Annotated in this window: 19 protein-coding genes; 6 read left to right on the forward strand and 13 right to left on the reverse strand. The window is 67.1% G+C overall.

Annotation, left to right across the window (positions count from 1 at the left end):
- Positions 1-29 precede the first annotated feature (29 nt).
- Positions 30-1193, forward strand: a complete 1164-nt coding sequence (locus ABGB14_RS09260; protein WP_347643164.1) for an acyl-CoA dehydrogenase family protein — start codon at positions 30-32, stop codon at positions 1191-1193.
- A gap of 238 nt (positions 1194-1431) precedes the next feature.
- Positions 1432-2436 (forward strand): hypothetical protein, encoded by a 1005-nt coding sequence (locus ABGB14_RS09265; protein WP_347643165.1) that lies wholly within the window; start codon positions 1432-1434, stop codon positions 2434-2436.
- Positions 2437-2532: 96 nt separating this feature from the next.
- On the opposite strand, the gene ABGB14_RS09270 is transcribed toward ABGB14_RS09265, so the two are convergent.
- The 8 genes from ABGB14_RS09270 to ABGB14_RS09305 all read right to left on the reverse strand — a co-directional run bounded on the left by ABGB14_RS09270 (position 2533) and on the right by ABGB14_RS09305 (position 8343).
- A complete protein-coding gene (locus ABGB14_RS09270) occupies positions 2533-3777 on the reverse strand; it encodes a site-specific integrase (protein WP_347643166.1) in 1245 nt (414 codons plus the stop codon).
- A gap of 3 nt (positions 3778-3780) precedes the next feature.
- Complete coding sequence (locus ABGB14_RS09275; RefSeq protein ID WP_043627595.1) at positions 3781-3957, reverse strand: helix-turn-helix domain-containing protein; 177 nt, start codon at positions 3955-3957, stop codon at positions 3781-3783.
- Positions 3954-5312: a replication initiator gene (locus ABGB14_RS09280; RefSeq protein WP_347643167.1), complete on the reverse strand. Its 1359-nt coding sequence runs from the start codon at positions 5310-5312 to the stop codon at positions 3954-3956. Before ABGB14_RS09280 ends, ABGB14_RS09275 begins: the two co-directional genes overlap by 4 nt.
- A 206-nt stretch (positions 5313-5518) precedes the next feature.
- Complete coding sequence (locus ABGB14_RS09285; RefSeq protein ID WP_347643168.1) at positions 5519-5689, reverse strand: hypothetical protein; 171 nt, start codon at positions 5687-5689, stop codon at positions 5519-5521.
- A 15-nt stretch (positions 5690-5704) separates the two neighbouring features.
- Entirely contained in the window at positions 5705-6034 is a 330-nt protein-coding gene (locus ABGB14_RS09290) for a hypothetical protein (protein WP_347643169.1), read from the reverse strand.
- 15 nt (positions 6035-6049) lie between these two features.
- Positions 6050-6682 carry a DUF2637 domain-containing protein gene (locus tag ABGB14_RS09295; protein ID WP_347643170.1) on the reverse strand — a complete coding sequence of 211 codons (633 nt, stop codon included), beginning with the start codon at positions 6680-6682 and terminating at the stop codon, positions 6050-6052.
- A gap of 19 nt (positions 6683-6701) precedes the next feature.
- Positions 6702-8021: an FtsK/SpoIIIE domain-containing protein gene (locus tag ABGB14_RS09300; RefSeq protein WP_347643171.1), complete on the reverse strand. Its 1320-nt coding sequence runs from the start codon at positions 8019-8021 to the stop codon at positions 6702-6704.
- Positions 8014-8343, reverse strand: coding sequence for a hypothetical protein (locus tag ABGB14_RS09305; protein ID WP_347643172.1), 330 nt, complete (start codon positions 8341-8343; stop codon positions 8014-8016). The genes ABGB14_RS09300 and ABGB14_RS09305 overlap by 8 nt, the downstream gene beginning before the upstream one ends.
- Before the next feature lie 111 nt (positions 8344-8454).
- On the opposite strand from ABGB14_RS09305, the gene ABGB14_RS09310 reads away from it, so the two are divergent.
- Entirely contained in the window at positions 8455-8817 is a 363-nt protein-coding gene (locus tag ABGB14_RS09310) for a winged helix-turn-helix domain-containing protein (RefSeq protein WP_347643173.1), read from the forward strand.
- Here the strand turns inward: ABGB14_RS09310 and ABGB14_RS09315 are convergent.
- A complete protein-coding gene (locus ABGB14_RS09315; protein ID WP_347643174.1) occupies positions 8777-8968 on the reverse strand; it encodes a hypothetical protein in 192 nt (63 codons plus the stop codon). The two genes, ABGB14_RS09310 and ABGB14_RS09315, sit on opposite strands and share 41 nt — an antisense overlap.
- Complete coding sequence (locus tag ABGB14_RS09320; protein WP_347643175.1) at positions 8965-9177, reverse strand: hypothetical protein; 213 nt, start codon at positions 9175-9177, stop codon at positions 8965-8967. The genes ABGB14_RS09315 and ABGB14_RS09320 overlap by 4 nt, the downstream gene beginning before the upstream one ends.
- A 152-nt stretch (positions 9178-9329) precedes the next feature.
- Here ABGB14_RS09320 and ABGB14_RS09325 point away from each other — a divergent pair, with 152 nt between their 5' ends.
- Complete coding sequence (locus tag ABGB14_RS09325; protein WP_347643176.1) at positions 9330-10070, forward strand: helix-turn-helix transcriptional regulator; 741 nt, start codon at positions 9330-9332, stop codon at positions 10068-10070.
- 2 nt (positions 10071-10072) lie between these two features.
- Positions 10073-10549, forward strand: a complete 477-nt coding sequence (locus ABGB14_RS09330) for an NUDIX domain-containing protein (protein WP_347643177.1) — start codon at positions 10073-10075, stop codon at positions 10547-10549.
- On the opposite strand, the gene ABGB14_RS09335 is transcribed toward ABGB14_RS09330, so the two are convergent.
- Genes ABGB14_RS09335 through ABGB14_RS09345 form a run of 3 tightly spaced genes read right to left on the reverse strand, consistent with a single transcriptional unit; the run spans position 10517 to position 11974 of the window.
- The gene (locus ABGB14_RS09335) at positions 10517-11083 is read right to left on the reverse strand and encodes an HD domain-containing protein (RefSeq protein ID WP_347643178.1); all 567 of its coding nucleotides are present in this window, start codon (positions 11081-11083) and stop codon (positions 10517-10519) included. The genes ABGB14_RS09330 and ABGB14_RS09335 overlap by 33 nt on opposite strands.
- A gap of 47 nt (positions 11084-11130) precedes the next feature.
- Entirely contained in the window at positions 11131-11616 is a 486-nt protein-coding gene (locus tag ABGB14_RS09340) for a GntR family transcriptional regulator (protein ID WP_347643179.1), read from the reverse strand.
- A 4-nt stretch (positions 11617-11620) separates the two neighbouring features.
- Positions 11621-11974, reverse strand: coding sequence for a hypothetical protein (locus tag ABGB14_RS09345; protein ID WP_347643180.1), 354 nt, complete (start codon positions 11972-11974; stop codon positions 11621-11623).
- 148 nt (positions 11975-12122) lie between these two features.
- On the opposite strand from ABGB14_RS09345, the gene ABGB14_RS09350 reads away from it, so the two are divergent.
- Entirely contained in the window at positions 12123-12851 is a 729-nt protein-coding gene (locus tag ABGB14_RS09350) for a helix-turn-helix transcriptional regulator (RefSeq protein ID WP_347643181.1), read from the forward strand.
- Positions 12852-12936 lie beyond the last annotated feature (85 nt).

Raw genomic sequence — 12936 nt, forward strand, 5'->3', positions numbered from 1 at the left:
AGATGGTCGGACGTCCTAGTATTCGTCGCATGAGCTTCCCTCTTTACGCGCCCGCCGAGGAACACGACATGCTCAGGGAGACCGTCCGCGCCCTGGCCGACGAGAAGATCGCTCCGCACGCCGCCGAGGCCGACGAGACCGAGGAGTTCTCCTGGGACGTCTACAAGGCGCTCGTCGCGGCCGACCTGCACGCCGTTCACGTCCCCGAACAGTACGGCGGCGCGGGGGCGGACGCGCTGGCCACGGTGATCGTCATCGAGGAGGTCGCCCGCGCGTGCGCGTCGTCCTCCCTGATCCCCGCGGTCAACAAGCTGGGCACCGTCCCGCTGCTGCTCTCGGCGTCCGAAGAGCTGAAATCCCGCTACCTGGCGCCCGTCGCCCGGGGGGAGGCCATGTTCTCGTACGCGCTGTCGGAGCCGGAGGCGGGCTCGGACGCGGCCGCCATGAAGACCCGCGCGGTCGCGGACGGCGACACGTACGTGCTCAACGGCACCAAGATGTGGATCACGAACGCCGGCGTCTCCGAGTACTACACGGTCATGGCGGTCACCGACCCGTCCGCAGGGGCGCGCGGCATCTCCGCCTTCGTGGTCGAAAAGTCCGACGAAGGCGTCTCCTTCGGGCCCAAGGAGAAGAAACTCGGCATCAAGGGCTCACCCACCCGCCAGGTGATCCTGGACGACGTACGCATTCCGGCCAGCCGCATGATCGGAGACCCAGGCACCGGCTTCAAAACCGCCCTCGCCACCCTCGACCACACCCGCATCACCATCGCCGCCCAGGCCCTCGGCATCGCCCAGGGAGCCCTCGACTACGCGATCGGCTACGTCAAGGAACGCAAGCAGTTCGGCCGGCCCGTGGCCGACTTCCAGGGCCTGCAGTTCATGATCGCCGACATGGCCATGAAACTTGAGGCGGCCCGGCAGCTCACGTACCACGCGGCGGCGAAGTCGGAGCGGGCCATGCACGGCGAACCCCAGAAAGACCTCACCTTCCTGTCGAGCGCCGCCAAGTGCGCCGCCTCGGACGCCGCCATGGAGATCACGACGGACGCGGTGCAACTGCTGGGCGGGTACGGCTACACGAAGGACTTCCCGGTGGAGCGCATGATGCGCGACGCCAAGATCACCCAGATCTACGAGGGCACCAACCAGATCCAGAGGATGGTCATGGCCAGGCAGTTGCTCAAGTAGGGCTCGACCAGTAGAAACACCGCCTTCCGATTGCCGGGGGCAGGGGTTTCTCGTGTCGTGATCTCGGCTCAAACGATCACTGTTCCGTGGCTGTTCCGTGAGAGTTATCACTGGGCTCGCAGCGCACATGATCCGGACCGTGGTCACATACGTGGGCGTCGGGAGGGGTGTTGGCTCGCCCCTCCCTGAGGTCGCTCGACTGGTGCTCGCATGTGATCAAGGCGACTAGGTTGAAGCCGTGGAAATCAGGAACGAGCGTCAGCTGAACCCAGTGGCTGACGAAGTCTCAGCGATCACTGCGGTCGTTCGACCCATCCTCTACGGCATCCTCTACTCGCTCAAAGCCGAGGTGGTGGAGGAGGCCGGAGGGCGCGAAGGGGTCAAGCTGAGGATGTTGCCGCGGCTCCGCCGGCCCGGAAGCGGCGACACTGGCATCTGCTTCGAGTACGCCGTACATGACGCAGTACGCCGAGGGGAGCCAGACGTCAGCGAGCGTGTCTACGACGCCTTGAGCCATTGCAGGGTTCGAGGCAACAGCGTCGGATCTATCCTCTTCGGCGCGGAGAAAGCTGGTTCACAGCAACTCATCGATACCGCCGAGGTACTTCTAACGGAGGACTCCGTCCTCCTGTCGGGTTCGCGAGGTCGCCCGGTGAAGCTGAAAAGGCATCTTACGAGCGCGGCTGCGGCCTTCAGGAAGAAGGGCGCAGAGTCAGGACTGCCGCAGAGTATTAGTGGGCTGTGGCGCGCTGACCTGTTCCTGGGGCACTCCGACACCGACTCTTGGGTCGGCACCACCGTGAAGATCAACCCATTGGGTCTGAAGGGATATCCGGGGCTTCGCATCGGCGTCGTGCCCGCCAGCCAAGGAAGCTCGGATGGCATTCGGAAAGACGACACCAAGAACCTGGTGATCTGCCCAATGCCATACGACGGGAGCTTCGTCGAGACGTTCTATATGGCATGGGAAGTCGTGACAGCCTTCCTCGAAGCCGACGCGCAGGTCCCTAAGGAGGTTTCATTGCCTCGCCCAGCAGCCCGGACGGTCGCTCGCTATCTGGCTGATCGCCGTGAGTTTCCTGTCGTTGACGTGATCGATGCCCTTGGGGCTCTCTCCCAACCCGAACTGCTCCAGACTCAGACCTTGTCGGCTGGACTGGTCCTGTCGGGAGGCAAGTCGGACATCGTGCAGACTACCTCCGTCCTTGCGCCCCAACCCACGTTCGCGAATAGCTCCATCTGATCGGCCGCTTTTGGAAGGGGAAGGGAAGAAACGGCCCCGGCCATGGAGGAGGACCGGGGTCGTGGGGTGCTGTGTCGGAGCCTAACCGTCGGAGCGTTATGGAACATCCGAAACATTGGGCAGATACGGACGGTCGTCGATCGCGCGGCGGGCGCGGTCGTGGGAGCCTGGCATCATGTGGGCGTAGACGCGGAGGGTGAAGCCCGGGTCGGCGTGGCCGAGATACTCGGCGAGTTCCTTGACCGAGACGCCACCGGCCAGCATGACGCTCGCGTAGTAGTGCCGGAGCTGGTGTAGTCCCTCCTTGCGAGACGTGGCGTAGCGGCTCCGCTGGCGGACGTCCTTGTCCGGCGCCGGGATTACGCCCGCAGTCACGAGGGCGGGCTTCCAGACGGTTTCGCTGTAACTTCTGGCCTTGATAAAGCGGTCGTCCGTCCAACGAAACAGCAAGTTGTGCGTACGGAGCTTGCCGTCCAGTCTCTCCCAGGGCAGAGAGCAGACCAGCGGAGGATAGGCCGAGACGTGCCGCTTGATGGCCTCGGATGCCCAGTCAGGAAGCGGTACGACCCGCTCCCGGTCGTTCTTCGGCAGGGCGAAGACGTGGTCGCTTCCCAGCTTCTTGATCTGCCGCCGTACTCGGAGGACGCGCTCCTCGAAGTCGATGTCTTCAAGAGCCATGCCGAACAGTTCACCCTGCCTCAGTCCACATGCAGTCCCGAGCATCGGGAGCAGGCGGAAGAGGGCGGGGTGAGCGTCGATCAGGGCGTGAACCCGTTCGTCCGACCACGCCGTGATCTCTTCGGTGGCGCGCTTCGGTACCTGGACGATCGGTGACTTGGCGGGACTTCGCTTGATCGCCTCGTCGGCGACGGCCAGGTCGAGAATCCCCTGAAGAACCAGAAAGGCCGTCTGTACGGTTGAGGTCTCGAAGCGGCTGCTCAGGTCGCTGATCCAGGCCTGGATCTGGGATGGCTTGATGCTCTTCACCTGGCGCTTGGCGAAGGTCGGCGCGACATGAAGACGGTGGATGTACTCGTATCGGATCTTGGTCGATGGGTCCACGATGCGCGAGGCGAGCCATCGTTCGGCGAGGTCGGAGAAGAGCACCTTGCCGGCGCTCGGGTCGATGTAATCGCCGCGGGCGATGTCGGCGCCCATGGTGGCGATCTTGCGCTCGGCGTCGGCCTTGCGGTCGTAGGCGGTCGAGCGCTCGTTGCCGTCGGGGTCGACCCAGACGGCGAGCCAGCGCTTGCCCTTGCCGTGGCGTGCGGTCTTGACCTTCTGCGACTTGCCGTCGGGGGTCCGGACTGTCTTGGTCCAGAGGTCCTTGACGAAGGCCATGGGCTACTCCTGGTCCTGGACCCAGGACATGACGTCCTCGGGCACGTAGCGCAGGTGTCGGCCGATTCTGTGGCCTCTGGGGCCGGTGCGGTGGTGGCGCCATTGGTAGAGGGTGGCGATCGGGACACCGAGGAAGGTGGCTACGTCTTCCACGGTCCAGAGCTTGGCGAGGGTGCTCATATGCACCCTCCGGTGATGGCGGCGGCGAGGAGTTGGTCTCCGAGGGAGTGGCCCTTGCCTGCGTACTGCCATTCGCTGATGACGAGGACGGTGTCTTCGTCGAAGAGGGGCAGGCGGCCGGTGGTGATGTCGGTTTCGCGGGCGTGGTGTTCTCTGGCTGCTCGGATGTCGCCGAGGGTGGTGGAGTAGTGGCGGGAACGGGTGGAGAAGTGGCCGCGGAAGCCGAGCATGTGGGCCCAGTTGGTGAGGCGGAGTTCGGCGAGGTCGGGTTCGGTGCCGAGGCGCTGGCAGGTGGTGATGAGGCGGCGGGCGTGATCGCGCAGGTTGTAGGTGTCGAGGTTGTCGAGGGGGTTGATGCGGCGGTCGAGGGTGCCGACGCATTCGGCGGCCTTGGTGGCGTACTTGGCGATGTAGCCGGTGACGGCCTGTTCGGTGAGGTCACCGTCCAGGGTGATGGGACGGATGTCGATCTGGTCGCCCCAGCGCAGGACCCGTTCCGGCTGGTCGGCGTAGGCGGGAGCTTTGGCCGAGACGGCTTTGGCGGCGTGCTCGATGGCCTTGGTCAGCACGTCGGCCGTTGCCCAAGGTGGTGGCGATGCTTCGGGGCCGCCGGGGCCGTCGAGGCGGATGACGGCGTGGAAGTGGACGACGCCGCGTCGCTGATATTCGGCGACCTTGGCGAAGGAGAGGGTGAGGTGGTGGCGAAGTTCCTTGAGGAGGAGGCCGCCGAGTTTGGCGAGGTGACGGCGTACGGAGTCGGCGAAGCGCTTCCACAGCAGTGGGGCCAGGGCGTTGAACAAGACGGAGCCCGTGTAGTCGTAGCAGTCAGGGCACAGCGGTTCGCCGAGACGCGGGTCGTCCTTGCTGTGCCGTTCGGTGCAGGACATGACGCGCCCGTGCGGGCACTTCTGGGCGTCGCGGCGGGCGCGGCAGGGCACGGCCTTGCCGTTCTTCTCACGCCGCGCATGGACCGCTCCAAAGCTGGGGGCGGTGAGGGTGACGAACAGGGTGGGATGGGTCGTGACCGTGTCCGGGACGCCCTTGCCGCCGACGAGGCCGGCGCGGATGAGGTGGTAGGTGTCGGCGCGGTAGGTCTCGGCGCACGCAGGGCAGCGGGAGGCGCGGCGGGTCTTGCACGGGACGCGCAGGACGCCGTCGGGCTCGTGCTTGGTGGTGTAGCGGTGCAGGAGCTGGCCGGTCGCACGGTCGTAGTGGTCGACCTTGCCGCGTAGGTGGATGGGCTGGCGGCAGCCGCCGGTGCTGCGGACCTGAGCGGCCCAGCGGTCGTAGTCGGGATGGTTGAGTCGGGCAATCATGCCCGCTTTGGCGTGCGCGGTGGCGTGGGTTGTGGGCAAGATGGTGTCCTCCTTTCGCTCGTTCGGGTGAAGGGATGGCCCTCGACCTGGCAGTCGTCTTGGCGGATGTGCGGCCAGGCCGGGGGCGCTGCGCGTTCAGGCGCCGTGGTTGTCGATGCCGGTGCCGTCGCAGTCGCGGCAGCGGGTGTCGTCTTGGTCGATGCCGGTGCCGTTGCAGGTACAGCAGTGGTAATGGATCACCTCGTTCATCTGGGTTGCTTCCTGTCGCGGGCTGTGGTGGTGAAGTAGACGCGCCAGTGGTGGGGGTGGGCGCGGTCGGGGTAGGCGCGTGAGACGCCGATGACGGTGAAGTGCAGGCGTAGGCGGAACAGGGCGTCGACGATCTCGGCTCGGGTGCCGTCGATGCGGATGCGCATGATCGGGCTCTCCTGTCAGGCGTCAGGCTGAATGCAGCCGCGGTAACTGGCTTCGGCGTCGTGGAGGGCGCGGGCGGTGGCCAGGACGGCGACGGCGCGGTACTCCACAGGGCCGAACAGGCGCGAAGTGCCGTAGTGGTCGTACGGGGATTCCTCGTAGTCGATCTCCGAGCCGATGAGGGTAGCGAGCTGGTCGATCTCGGCGCACTGGGCGGCGTCGCTGCCTGGGCGCGGGAAGTGGTGGACGGTGACGCTGGGCGGAACGGGTACGTCGGGGTGGGCTTCGAGAAAGACGGCCAGGTCGAGCAGGCCGTTGATGAAGGCGGTGCGGTGCGTGTTGGTCATCGGTCGGTTCTCCTTTCAGGCGGTGCGCAGAGTGCGCAGGAGGTCGGAGGCGAGTTGGCTGGAGACGCCCAGGTGGGCGCGTAGGGCGTCGCCGGTGATGGGCTTGCCGTGTTTGGCGTGGTGTTCGTCGGCGACGCGGCGGGCGTAGTCGACCAGCGCGGGCGCGAGGTTACCGTCCCGTTCGTCCTGGGCGTCCTCTCCGGCTTGGTGCGGGAGGAGTTCCACCGGGGCGGAGGCCGGGACGGTTGTGGCGGTGGATGGTTCTGGGCGGGTGGCGCGGCGTTCGAGCATTGAGATGGCGATGAGGAAGGCGGCGGCCGGGGTGGCGGCGGTGATCCAGCCCCAGACGGTCGGGTCGGCTTGGGCGAGGTTGGCGGCCAGGGACAGGACGATGCCGCCGGTCAGGACGAGGACGGGCCAGGTGAGGCGGCCGGACCGGGTGCGGCCGGTCTTCTTGTCGCGTTGGCGTTCGCGGGCGGCCATGACGCAGGTCAGGTCGATGCAGACGGCGATGGCCCAGGACATCCAGCCGGTCTGGCCGTGCTGGCTGGCGGTGTCGCGGATGTGGGTGAACGATCCGGCACCCGCGATGGCGGCCAGGATGAGGACCGGGCCGGTGTCGAGCAGTCGGCAGGCGAAGCGTCGCATCGTTCCTCCCTTCATGGGTTCAGGCGTTGATGGGCTGAGGTAGGTGGGCGGTGATTTCGTCCCAGGTCGGGGTGAGGTGGGCGTGGGTGCGGGCGGCGTGTTCGGCGGTCTGCTCGGTGACGTAGAAGGAGCGGGCGCGGTACCACTGGCCGTCCTGGCCTGCGACGATGGCCACGCCGGGTGTCTCAGCCGGGATGGCGCGAGCTGAGGCGAGGGCGGCGGGGTCGAGGTCGCCGAGGGTCATGGTGGCGGTCTCGGGGTCGTTGACGCGGTGGCAGATCCGCCCTGAGCACTGGGCCCGAAGCGCGGTGACGCCGGGGCCAAGGTCGGAGCCGATCCTTTGGCCGCAGCAGAACAGGTAGATGCCGAACGCCCGCCCGAGCTGGGCGACCCGCAGCAGCGCCGTCGAGGTTTTGGCGATCTCGTCCTTCTCGGACTTGTCGGCCATCAGGTAGAGCTCGGCCAGCTCATCGACCAGGACCACGATCGGGACCGGGCGGATGGCGGGCGGGAGTTGCCAGATGTTGCGGGCGCCGGCCTGGCGGCACAGGCCCATGCGATCGACCATCAGGCCGACCAGGTCATCCAGTAGCGCCCCGGACTCGGCGCGTGAGGTGGCCAGCGCGGACAGGCGCGGGCTGTAGGGCGTGAACTCCACCCCGCCCTTGAGGTCGAAGCCGACCAGCGCGACCGGTTGCGGCGCGAGGCCGACGATGAGCGCGTTGGCGAGGTTGGACTTGCCGGACTGCGTCGCTCCGGCGTTCAGCCAGTGCGGCACGGTGCGAAAGTCGATGGTCCAGGGTTTGCCGGTCTCCAGGCGTCCCACAGTCACCATGAGCAGTTCGGGCGAGAGCGGGAGTTCGTCGACCTTGACCAGTGGGTCGCGCATGGTGGCCATGAGGACAACGCGGCCGGGGCCGGGTGAGGAGACGCGGATGGCGTGGACGCCCCAGGAGTGGGCGAGGCGTTCGGCGGCGTCGGCGTAGTCGCCGGGTGTCTGGCCTTCCAGGGTGTGCAGGGTGACGCGCCAGCCGTGCCGGGTCGGCATGGGCAGCCACATGAACGGTTTGGTGTCTACGGCGATGCGTTGCCACTTGCGCTTGACGCGGACGATGCCGGTGGAGGCGATCAGGCCGGGGACGGTGGTGAACCAGAAGCGCTGCTGCTTCTTGGTCAGGTTGCAGCCGAGGGCGACCCGCCGCCACGAGGCACGTACCGACAGGGCGACTAGCGGGAAGCCGAGCGCGAGCCAGAAGGATGGGTAGTGGTAGCGGCGCCAGGCCCACAGCCCGGCCGCTACGGCGGCCAGGACTGCGAGCACTACCAGCGCGTCACGCATCGGCGGCCTCCCGCACCGGGAGCAGCGCGTTGGCGCGGTAGGCGATGCCCCATCGGCCGGCGATCTCCCAGACGTAGCCGAGCAGGCCGACGGCGTTGACCTGGTCACCGACGCTGATGGGCGGCTCTCCGATGATGCCGATCTTGACGAGTTCGATCCGGCCGAACTCGTCTTCGACGGAGACGGTGACCTCGTAGACGGTGTTGCCGTTCTTGTCGGTCTTGATCTCGCCGGTGTCGCGGTTGAGCACGCGCGGGCGCGGGCCCTTGACGCAGGTGATGGCGAGCTTGCTGACATCCACAGGGATCGGGACGGAACGCATGGGCGGTGACCTCCTCTTTCGTCGTTCACCAACATAGTTAACCTAGTTGGCTTGGTTGTCAATGTGCTCTCGGTTGGCTTGGTCGTTGTTTCGTGATGTGATGGGACGGCGATGGTCCAGAACACCGGGCGCCCCGGCTACCTCCAGATCGCCGACGATCTCCGCGCGCAGATCCGCGGCGGCTCCCTCGCGCCCGGAACCCCGCTGCCGTCCACCGCCCAGCTCGCCGAGCAGTACGACGCCTCGCTGAGCGTGGTGAAGATGGCCGTCGGCATCCTGCGCAACGAAGGCCTGGTGATCGGCCAGCAGGGCAAAGGCGTGTTCGTACGCGATGCCGAGGAGCCGCCGCCGGCCTCCGGTGACGAGGTGGCCGAGCTGCGCGCCGCCGTGCAGGACTTGTCGGTACGCCTGGCCAAAGTCGAAGAGCAGTTGGCTACGTCCACGACACGCCGTTCCGGACGTAGCAGCCAGTGACCTTCCGCGCCAGCGACGCCGAAGCCCCGTCCGGCGCCTGACGCAGGCTCAGCTGCTTGTCCTCGCGGCGGATGCCGACCAGCACCATCACGTACGCGGCCAGCAGCGCGACGCCGAGCAGTCCGGCGATGATCAGGGGAATCGTGGTCATGACCAGATCACCCCTGCCTCGGCCAGGCCGCGAGGGGCGCGCGGAGGACGCCGGGTCTCCGAGCGCCGGTTGCGCCGGTTCCTGGCCCGCTCCTTGCGCGCCCACCGGTCCCGCGCCAGGCACTTGGAGCAGCGGGTCTGTCCCTCGGTCAGGGCGTTGCCGCACTCGCAGGCGGGCGTCTCGCCCAGGATCGTGATCTCGATGTTCATGAGTGCATCTCCTCCTTCGGTTGCTGCCGTTGTGGCGTTGTGCAACCGAGAATGCGACGCAGCGTTAGGACGAGATCACTACACGACGGGACATGTTCAAGACGTCCGGCCTACGATGGCCAGGTCCCCGGACGTCCTTGGGAGCAGGTGAGATGGCGAACGAACGGCTACGCGCGGCGCTGTTGCAGAAGGGTGTGAGCGTCGTGGACCTGGCCGAGGCGATCGAAGTCGATCCCAAGACCGTGGAGCGGTGGATCACCAAGGGCCGCGAGCCGTACCGTAAGCACCGGTTTGCCACGGCTTCCTACCTGGGCGTGGACGAGACATACCTGTGGCCGCAGGCCCTCTCCCGCGAGCAGGTGGTCGCCGCCTCCGAGAGCGAAGTCCTGTCGATCTACCCGCACCGGTGGGCCGTGCCCCGGGACGCATGGGGACGTCTGTTCACTGCCGCGTCCGAGGAGATCGGTGTCCTGGTCTACAGCGGGTTGTTCCTCGCCGACGATGCCGCGATGGTGCGGTTGCTCGGTGAGAAGGCGCGGGCGGGCGTGCGGGTGCGCATCCTTCTCGGCGACCCTGACTGTGCCGAGGTCGCCCAGCGCGGTGAGGATGAGGGCGTGGGGGACGGCATGGCCTCACAGATCCGTACCGCTCTGGTGCTCTACCGGCCGCTGTTCGGCCTGGACAACTTCGAGCTCCGGCTCCACCAGACGATCCTGTACAACTCGATCTACCGGTCCGATGACGACTACCTGGTCAACATGCATGTGTACGGCACTCGCGCCGGCAACGCGCCCGTCCTTCACCTGCGGAGAGTGGCCGGTGGGGAGATGGTCACCACCTACGTCGACAGCTTCGAAAAGGTCTGGGCCGGGGCCGTCCCGGTGGAGTCCTGATCATGGCCAAGCGCATCGACTTCTACGACGACTCCGACGCGCCCGAGCCGAACAGCCTCGTCCCGTCCGTGAACGTCATCGTCACCAACCCGGTCGGGGACGTCTTGATGATCCGCCGCAGCGACAACGACAACTGGGCCGTCCCAGGCGGGGCCATCGACCTTGGCGAGTCCATCCCGGAGGCGGCCATCCGCGAGACAGTCGAGGAGACCGGGATCACGTGTGAGATCACCGGCCTGGTCGGCACCTACAGCGACCCTCGGCACGTGATCCTCTACACCAGCGACGGCGAGGCCCGCCAAGAGTTCTCCATCGTCCTGACCGGGCGCGCGATCGAGGGGGAGCCGGCTCCGAGCGAGGAGTCCCGAGAGGTCCGCTGGGTGCCGCGGGACGAGGTCATGTCGCTGCCCATGGACCGGTCGATGCGGATGCGGATCGAGCACTACCTAACCGGCGCCGGCCTGCCGTACATCGGATAGCGCGGCCTCCACCGACCGCACCGAGGACACGATGCACGGGGTGGCGTCCGTGATCGACCGGCTGACCACATGCTCGGGCCCGTATCGGGAGTGGATCTCGGCCAGCCGGTCGAGCACGTCCATGCGTCGGCCGTCCGGGCCGGTGGTCATGTCGCAGTAGGTGAGCGCCCTGGCCAGGTCCGGCCGTTCCTGGTCGAACTCCTTGGCCAGGACGTCGAGCAGGTCCCGCTGCCGGGCCTCGTTGTCCGCACACGAGTGGTAGGCCACCAGACGGCACAGCCGCTCGTCCGCCCCGGCCACGTCGCGCAGGTAGTGGGCCCCGTCGAGCTGATGCATGCCGGTGTTGACGAGGTCCGGGGCGTAGCCGATGTCATGCAACAGACAGGCCGTGATCAACGTGTCGGTGTCCGCACCGAGCACCGCCGCCAGGGACTCGGCCCGGTCGGCGACCCCCTGGGTGTGCGCCCACCGTCGGGGCAACGTCGTCTCCAGCAGGTCTTTGGCCAGGCCATATGCCCATTCGGTATGTCCCACGTGCCTCACGATAGGCATGAAATGCGGCGGAAAACGCCGGGGGACGGTTAGACGTCCTGGGACGTCCTTCCTGACGGTGGCTCATGCCGGACGAACCGCCCCCGGCCCTGCTCCGTCACGATCAGACCTTCGCGCTCCAGCATGGCCATCGCCTGCCGCGCGGTGTTGCGCGAGATCGTGAGCTCCCGCCGGAGCTTGGCCTCGCTGGGCAGCGTCGCGCCTGGAGCGAGGTCACCCCGCTCGATCTGCTCGCGCAACCATGCGGCGACCACCTGGTAGCGGTAAGGGGCATCCGTATTCTTCCCGGCGGTCACCCGCCCCTTGGACGGAACCGTTACCAGCAACCCTTCCTCCTCCAGGATCGCCAGCCCGCGCCGAACCGTGTTCCGTGCTACCCCGAAGTCCCGGCACAGCTCCGCCTCAGAGGGCAGCGCCTGCCCAGGGGCGAACTCACCCGACTGGATCCGTTCCCGCATCCGATCGGCGACCTGGATGTAGACCTGACCGCCGGTCAGCCATCGCCCCGTAGCCACAGGCTCAGCCGCGGTAGGCATCGAGCAGCTTGTTCAGATCGACGCTGAGATCCCCCTGCTCCCCGTCGGCCCATCCCTCCTGCGCGGCCTCCTCGATCCGGTCCACCGCGACGGCCATCTGCAGGAACGACACCCGCTCGTCCTGCTGATCACCCCAGTAGAACCAGCAGAACGGCAGGTGCACGAACACCCGCCGCACCCGGCACCGGCTGTCGGTCACATCCAACGCCGGCCGCCCGTCCTGGGTGACGACCAATACGTGCGGGACGCCCCGCGCGCCGAGCTGCTCGCCCAGCGCGACCAGCAGCCGCTCCGCGTACGCTCGCTGCTGCTCCTTGATGGCCTGGCTCTTGCGCACCCTCGTCCTCCCTGACGTCTCGTGCGGTTCCGTGCGTCGAGCTTCGCCCCGCGGCCAGGGGCGGGAACACCGCAACTTGGGGACGTCTAGGGACGTCTGATGCTAACGTCGCAGCACAGGGTCGTTCTGCGAGAGGAGCAGCCCGGTCATGAACAACAACCTCCGCTATGCACTGGCCGCCGCCCGGCTCAACCCCATCGACGTTGCCGCAGCCCTGGCCGTCGACCCCAAAACCGTCAGCCGCTGGCTCAACGGCCGCACCCCCTACCCCCGCCACCGCTGGGCCGTCGCCGACCTCCTCAACGTGGACGAAGCCGACCTATGGCCAGAGGCCGCCCCGAAACGCCGGGCACTCGCCGAGGGCATCCACACGATTTACCCCCATCGCTGGGCCATCCCCCAGACGACCTGGCGCACCCACTTCAACAGCGCCATGAGGCAGATCGACATCCTCGCCTACAGCGCCCTCTTCCTCGCCGAAGACCACGCCACCCTGCGCATCCTCACCGAACGAGCCAAGACCGGCGTCAACGTGTGCATCCTCCTCGGCGACCCCGAAGCCCCGGAAATCGCCACACGCGGAGCCGACGAAGGGATCGGAGCCGAGGTGATGGCAGCCCGGGTCAAGAACGCGCTCACGCTGTACCGACCGCTACTTGTCGTCCCCGGCATCGAAGTTCGGCTTCACCGTACGGTGCTCTATAACTCCCTCTACCGCGCAGACGATCAACTACTGATCAACACCCACGCCTACGGCACCCCAGCAGCCAACGCCCCCGTCATGCACCTCAACCGGACCGACGACCAGGGGCTGGCAAGCACATACCTGACCAGCTTCAACCGCATCTGGATCTCGGCCCAGCGTTGCGCCAAGTAACTCAAGCCCCACCAGACACAGCAACGGCCAGGCCAGAAAGCAACTTCTCTCCACGTCATCAAGCCGACCGCCTTCGGCGGCCGGG

The sequence above is a fragment of the Nonomuraea sp. B10E15 genome (assembly GCF_039871615.1).
Taxonomy (GTDB): Bacteria; Actinomycetota; Actinomycetes; order Streptosporangiales; family Streptosporangiaceae; genus Nonomuraea.

What these genes read in the sequence shown, in the direction of transcription:
- ABGB14_RS09325 (WP_347643176.1), top strand. Translation starts at nt 9,330, where the DNA reads ATGGCGAACGAACGGCTACGCGCGGCGCTGTTGCAGAAGGGTGTGAGC.
- ABGB14_RS09260 (WP_347643164.1), top strand. Translation starts at nt 30, where the DNA reads ATGAGCTTCCCTCTTTACGCGCCCGCCGAGGAACACGACATGCTCAGG.
- ABGB14_RS09315 (WP_347643174.1), bottom strand. Translation starts at nt 8,968, where the DNA reads ATGACCACGATTCCCCTGATCATCGCCGGACTGCTCGGCGTCGCGCTG.
- ABGB14_RS09300 (WP_347643171.1), bottom strand. Translation starts at nt 8,021, where the DNA reads ATGCGTGACGCGCTGGTAGTGCTCGCAGTCCTGGCCGCCGTAGCGGCC.
- ABGB14_RS09295 (WP_347643170.1), bottom strand. Translation starts at nt 6,682, where the DNA reads ATGCGACGCTTCGCCTGCCGACTGCTCGACACCGGCCCGGTCCTCATC.
- ABGB14_RS09310 (WP_347643173.1), top strand. Translation starts at nt 8,455, where the DNA reads ATGGTCCAGAACACCGGGCGCCCCGGCTACCTCCAGATCGCCGACGAT.
- ABGB14_RS09305 (WP_347643172.1), bottom strand. Translation starts at nt 8,343, where the DNA reads ATGCGTTCCGTCCCGATCCCTGTGGATGTCAGCAAGCTCGCCATCACC.
- ABGB14_RS09275 (WP_043627595.1), bottom strand. Translation starts at nt 3,957, where the DNA reads ATGAGCACCCTCGCCAAGCTCTGGACCGTGGAAGACGTAGCCACCTTC.
- ABGB14_RS09285 (WP_347643168.1), bottom strand. Translation starts at nt 5,689, where the DNA reads ATGCGCATCCGCATCGACGGCACCCGAGCCGAGATCGTCGACGCCCTG.
- ABGB14_RS09270 (WP_347643166.1), bottom strand. Translation starts at nt 3,777, where the DNA reads ATGGCCTTCGTCAAGGACCTCTGGACCAAGACAGTCCGGACCCCCGAC.
- ABGB14_RS09350 (WP_347643181.1), top strand. Translation starts at nt 12,123, where the DNA reads ATGAACAACAACCTCCGCTATGCACTGGCCGCCGCCCGGCTCAACCCC.
- ABGB14_RS09290 (WP_347643169.1), bottom strand. Translation starts at nt 6,034, where the DNA reads ATGACCAACACGCACCGCACCGCCTTCATCAACGGCCTGCTCGACCTG.
- ABGB14_RS09320 (WP_347643175.1), bottom strand. Translation starts at nt 9,177, where the DNA reads ATGAACATCGAGATCACGATCCTGGGCGAGACGCCCGCCTGCGAGTGC.
- ABGB14_RS09330 (WP_347643177.1), top strand. Translation starts at nt 10,073, where the DNA reads ATGGCCAAGCGCATCGACTTCTACGACGACTCCGACGCGCCCGAGCCG.